Origin of the sequence: Liberiplasma polymorphum (genome assembly GCF_043951795.1) — a bacterium.
Lineage (GTDB): Bacteria > Bacillota_I > Bacilli_A > Izemoplasmatales > Izemoplasmataceae > Liberiplasma > Liberiplasma polymorphum.
The window spans coordinates 1-5,046 of the sequence record NZ_JBIOAG010000064.1 but is presented as its reverse complement, the minus strand read 5'-3'; the positions used below and the strand labels follow the sequence as shown (position 1 = coordinate 5,046).

2 tRNA genes and 3 rRNA genes are annotated in these 5,046 nt (G+C 47.9%); all 5 read left to right on the top strand.

Annotated elements, in window-relative coordinates:
• Window positions 1–105: 105 nt before the first annotated feature.
• A 16S ribosomal RNA gene (locus ACHAJD_RS09660) occupies window positions 106–1,639 on the top strand.
• Between the two features lie 149 nt (window positions 1,640–1,788).
• Window positions 1,789–4,644, top strand: a 23S ribosomal RNA gene (locus ACHAJD_RS09655).
• A 40-nt stretch (window positions 4,645–4,684) separates the two neighbouring features.
• Window positions 4,685–4,792: ribosomal RNA gene (gene rrf, locus ACHAJD_RS09650) — 5S ribosomal RNA — on the top strand.
• Together the 16S, 23S and 5S rRNA genes with 2 tRNA genes alongside form the textbook arrangement of a ribosomal RNA operon.
• Window positions 4,793–4,850: 58 nt before the next feature.
• Window positions 4,851–4,927 (top strand) — tRNA-Asn (locus tag ACHAJD_RS09645).
• Window positions 4,928–4,932: 5 nt separating this feature from the next.
• Window positions 4,933–5,009, top strand: a tRNA-Glu gene (locus ACHAJD_RS09640).
• Window positions 5,010–5,046: the final 37 nt, after the last annotated feature.

The following is a 5,046-nucleotide window of genomic DNA, read 5'->3' as shown; positions in this document are numbered from 1 at the left end:
AATTTATGGTCTTTGAAAACTAAATAGAACAGATAATACTTTGAGTAGACAGAATCAAAACAAAGATAAAAAATGAAAAGCTAACTTAGGTTAGTTTCGATAATTTTTATGGAGAGTTTGATCCTGGCTCAGGATGAACGCTGGCGGCATGCCTAATACATGCAAGTCGAACGAGAGAAGACTTCGGTTTTCTCTAGTGGCGAACGGGTGAGTAACACGTAAGGAACCTGCCTTAAAGACGAGGATAACCACGGGAAACTGTGGCTAATACTGGATAGGATACGAGATCGCATGATTTTGTATTTAAAGACGCATTCAAGCGTTGCTATAAGAGGGCCTTGCGCAGCATTAGCTAGTTGGTAGGGTAATGGCCTACCAAGGCGACGATGCTTAGCTGGACTGAGAGGTTGAACAGCCACACTGGGACTGAGACACGGCCCAGACTCCTACGGGAGGCAGCAGTAGGGAATTTTCGGCAATGGGCGAAAGCCTGACCGAGCAATGCCGCGTGAACGAAGAAGGCCTTCGGGTCGTAAAGTTCTGTTGTTAAGGAAGAACGAGTACAGTAGGAAATGACTGTACTGTGACGGTACTTAACCAGAAAGCTCCGGCTAACTACGTGCCAGCAGCCGCGGTAATACGTAGGGAGCGAGCGTTATCCGGAATTATTGGGCGTAAAGCGTGCGTAGGCGGTTTTTTAAGTCAAATGTGAAAGCCCACAGCTTAACTGTGGAGGGTCATTTGAAACTGGAAGACTAGAGTACGGCAGAGGTTAGTGGAATTCAATGTGTAGCGGTAAAATGCGTTGATATATTGAGGAACACCAGTGGCGAAGGCGGCTAACTGGACCGGAACTGACGCTGAGGCACGAAAGCGTGGGGAGCAAACAGGATTAGATACCCTGGTAGTCCACGCCGTAAACGATGAGGACTAAGTGTTGGGGTTACCCAGTGCTGAAGTTAACGCATTAAGTCCTCCGCCTGGGGAGTACGGCCGCAAGGCTGAAACTCAAAGGAATTGACGGGTCTCCGCACAAGCGGTGGAGCATGTTGTTTAATTCGAAGATACGCGAAGAACCTTACCAGGTCTTGACATCTTCTTGATCGGTCTAGAGATAGATCTTCCCTTCGGGGCAAGAATGACAGGTGGTGCATGGTTGTCGTCAGCTCGTGTCGTGAGATGTTGGGTTAAGTCCCGCAACGAGCGCAACCCCTATTGATAGTTGCTAACATTAAGTTGAGGACTCTATCGAGACTGCCAGTGATAAACTGGAGGAAGGTGGGGATGACGTCAAATCATCATGCCCCTTATGACCTGGGCTACAAACGTGCTACAATGGCCAGTACAAAGAGTTGCCAACCCGCGAGGGGGAGCTAACCTTTTAAAGCTGGTCTCAGTTCGGATTGAAGTCTGCAACTCGACTTCATGAAGTTGGAATCGCTAGTAATCGTGGGTCAGCATACCACGGTGAATACGTTCTCGGAGATTGTACACACCGCCCGTCATACCACGAGAGTTTGTAACACCCGAAGTAGGTGGCCTAACCGTAAGGAGGGAGCCTCCTAAGGTGGGATGAATGATTGGGGTAAAGTCGTAACAAGGTATCCCTACGGGAACGTGGGGATGGATCACCTCCTTTCTAGGGAGAATCAACCAAGTAACAAAGGAAACACCCTACCGAAGTAGTAATGTTCTATTTAGTTTTGAGAGACTGTAAAGGTTTCTTTTTTGATAAAATATCAATGGATATTTTAGAAGGTCTTTGAAAAGTGGATAATACTGTAGAAAAGTTAAGAAATAAAGAGCGCAAGGTGGATGCCTTGGCACTAGAAGCCGAAGAAGGACGCGACGAACAGCGATATGCCTTGGGGAGCCGTAAGTAGGCAGCGATCCAGGGATTTCCGAATGGGGGAACCCACCAACTGGAAGAGTTGGTATCATCTTAGGATGAAGGAAGACGCGGGGAACTGAAACATCTTAGTACCCGTAGGAAAAGAAAGTAAATAACGATTCTCTGAGTAGCGGCGAGCGAAAAGGGAAGAGCCCTGTTTAACAATAGGAGTTACAAAGTTACATGATAGACGAATGGCATGGGAAGGCCAATCAAAGAAGGTGAGAATCCTGTAGTCGAAATCGTGTAGCCTCCGTTAAACGAAGAGTACGGCGAGGCACGTGAAACCTTGTCGGAACATGTGAGGACCATCTCATAAGGCTAAATACTCTCTAGTGACCGATAGTGAACCAGTACCGTGAGGGAAAGGTGAAAAGAACCGCGGGAGCGGAGTGAAAAGAACCTGAAACCTTGTGCTTACAACAAGTCAGAGCCCGTTAATGGGTGATGGCGTGCCTTTTGTAGAATGAACCGGCGAGTTACGATAACATGCAAGGTTAAGCCTTAAGGGGTGGAGCCGAAGCGAAAGCGAGTTTTAACCGGCGTTAAGTATGTTGTTGTAGACCCGAAACTGAGTGATCTAGCCATGAGCAGGTTGAAGTTGGGGTAAGACCCAATGGAGGACCGAACCAGGTGATGTTAAAAAATCATTGGATGACTTGTGGCTAGAGGTGAAATTCCAATCGAACTCAGAGATAGCTGGTTCTCACCGAAATAGCTTTAGGGCTAGCGTCGAAACAAAGTGGTATGAAGGTAGAGCACTGAATGGTTGACGGCCCCGTCTCGGGGTACCGATATCAATCAAACTCCGAATGTCATACTAACATATTCGGCAGTCAGACTACGGGTGATAAGGTCCGTGGTCGAGAGGGAAACAGCCCAGACCGCCAGTTAAGGTCCCAAAATTCATGTTAAGTGGAGAAGGATGTAGAGTCGCCTAAACAACTAGGAGGTTGGCTTAGAAGCAGCCACCCTTTAAAGAGTGCGTAATAGCTCACTAGTCGAGTGACTCTGCGCCGAAGATGTACCGGGGCTAAACATGATACCGAAACTGCGGATTCGATCTTTTAAAAGATTGAGTGGTAGGTGAGCGTTGTTACAGCGGAGAAGGTAGACCGAGAGGACTACTGGAGTAGTAACAAGTGAGAATGCCGGTGTGAGTAACGAAAAGTAAGGTGAGAATCCTTACCGTCAAAAGTCTAAGGTTTCCAGAGGAAGGTTCGTCCGCTCTGGGTTAGTCAGGACCTAAGGTGAGGCTGAAAAGCGTAGCCGATGGACAACAGGTTGATATTCCTGTACCACCTTATGAACTGAAGGAGTGACGGAGAAAGATAACAAGAGCTAGTCAGTGGATATGTCTAGTTTAAGCGTTTAGGCCGTGTTGCAGGTAAATCCGCAACACATATAAGGCTGAGGCGTGACGACGTAAGTCTTGTGAATCTATGCTTCCAAGAAAAGCTTCTAGGGTTAATTTATAAGGTGCCTGTACCGCAAACCGACACAGGTAGACGAGGAGAGAATCTAAAGACGCGCGAGATAATTCTTGTTAAGGAACTCGGCAAAATGACCCCGTAACTTAGGGATAAGGGGAGCTCTAGAAATAGAGCCGCAGAGAATAGGCCCAAGCGACTGTTTATCAAAAACACAGCTCTATGCTAAATCGTAAGATGATGTATATGGGGTGACGCCTGCCCGGTGCTGGAAGGTTAAGAGGAGGGGTTAGTCTTCGGACAAAGCTTCGATTTGAAGCCCCAGTAAACGGCGGCCGTAACTATAACGGTCCTAAGGTAGCGAAATTCCTTGTCGGGTAAGTTCCGACCCGCACGAAAGGCGTAACGATTTGGGCACTGTCTCAACAAGAAACTCGGTGAAATCTTAGTACCTGTGAAGATGCAGGTTACCCGCGACAGGACGGAAAGACCCCGTGGAGCTTTACTGTAGCTTGATATTGATAATGGGTGTTAGATGTACAGAATAGGTGGGAGGCTATGAAGCCGGGACGCTAGTCTCGGTGGAGCCACCTTTGGGATACCACCCTTCTGACATCTGTTATCTAACCCGCTAGTGTGTAACTAGGGGAACAGTGTCTGGCAGACAGTTTGACTGGGGCGGTCGCCTCCCAAAGAGTAACGGAGGCGCACAAAGGTTTCCTCAGAATGGTTGGTAATCATTCGAAGAGCGTAAAGGTAGAAGGAAGCTTGACTGCAAGACGTACATGTCGAGCAGGTACGAAAGTAGGTCTTAGTGAACTGGCAGTGCTGAATGGAAAGGCTGCCAATCAACGGATAAAAGTTACCCCGGGGATAACAGGCTGATTCCTCCCAAGAGTTCACATCGACGGAGGAGTTTGGCACCTCGATGTCGGCTCATCACATCCTGGAGCAGGAGCATGTTCCAAGGGTTGGGCTGTTCGCCCATTAAAGTGGTACGCGAGCTGGGTTCAGAACGTCGTGAGACAGTTCGGTCCCTATCCGTCGTGGGCGTTGGGAATTTGAGGAGAGCTAACCTTAGTACGAGAGGACCGGGTTGGACATACCTCTGGTGCACCAGTTGGGCTGCCAGGCCCATAGCTGGGTAGCTACGTATGGACGGGATAAACGCTGAAAGCATCTAAGCGTGAAGCCCCCTCCAAGATGAGATTCCCCATCATTTATGAGTAAGATCCCTTGTAGACTACGAGGTAGATAGGCCAGGTGTGGAAGTACGGTGACGTATGAAGCTGACTGGTACTAATCGATCGAGGACTTAACTTTTCGACAACATACAGTATTATCTAGTTTTGAAAGAAACAAGCCTGGTGACGATGGCGAAGTGGTCACACCTGTTCCCATTCCGAACACAGCAGTTAAGCACTTCAGCGCTGATGGTAGTACATTGTGCGAGAGTAAGACGTTGCCAGGCTCTTTCTTTTTAATTGATAAAATCAAGTAACATCCACTATATATAAAAAAACGTAGAAGCCTCAATAGCTCAGTCGGTTAGAGCACTTGACTGTTAATCAAGGGGTCCTAGGTTCGAGTCCTAGTTGGGGCGCCATTATTGGCCCGTTGGAGAAGCGGTTTAACTCACATGCCTTTCACGCATGCATTCATGGGTTCGAATCCCATACGGGTCACCATATCACAAGTAAACTTACAATCGGGTAAGTTTTTTTA